This window comes from Spirosoma lituiforme, assembly GCF_054776635.1.
On the sequence record NZ_BAAHBO010000045.1, the window covers coordinates 1 to 659 of the forward strand.

The 659-nt window shown below is 36.7% G+C and carries 1 protein-coding gene; it reads right to left on the minus strand.

Annotation, left to right across the window (positions count from 1 at the left end; genetic code table 11):
• Positions 1-659 (minus strand): phage tail spike protein (locus ACYU87_RS27600; protein WP_461137223.1); only part of this gene is annotated, 659 nt, incomplete at both ends.

Genomic DNA, 659 nt, shown 5'->3' on the forward strand with positions numbered 1-659 from the left:
ATCCCATCGTACCACCTTACAAACCCAGCCAAATTCTGCTAGTGCCTCTTTAGAAACAAGATAGTTCTTACCATCATTTACCGATGTAATATCTGTATATTGTTTTAGAACAGCATTCACATCACCTTCTATTTCCTTACCAAGTGGAATGATGGCTGTTGACACATCTTCTGCAGATAAGTCTTCTGTATAATCAAGAAGGTTAAGTCCAAACTCTATGTTCTGACCTGTGTCTTTTCCCATTTCTTCAAGCCTTAAATAATCAAGAATTAAATGACTACCTTCTCTTCTTAGTTTCAAATATCCACCAAGTTTTTCTACCATCTTTGTCATAATTACTTCTAGTGTGGTTTCATAATTGGTGTAGCGATATAAAGAGTCATTTGGATCGGTAATGGTCACTCTTCCAAGCTTTATTCTTTTTCTTTCATCCACTTTTTCATTATGAATCTCTAGGAACTTTGATAGTAGCTGGTATGGCGTTTGGTCGTGGTATTCCCTCTGAGGCTGGATGCTATCAGCTAGATATGATAAAAGACCTACGCACTGGACTTTCTTATTTCCTCGTAGGTCTTTTGTCTGTTCTCTTACTTCTCCTATAAAGATTTCTCTTTCATCTCGGTATACGCTGACAATGGATTTTCTGTTGTAGATTTTTT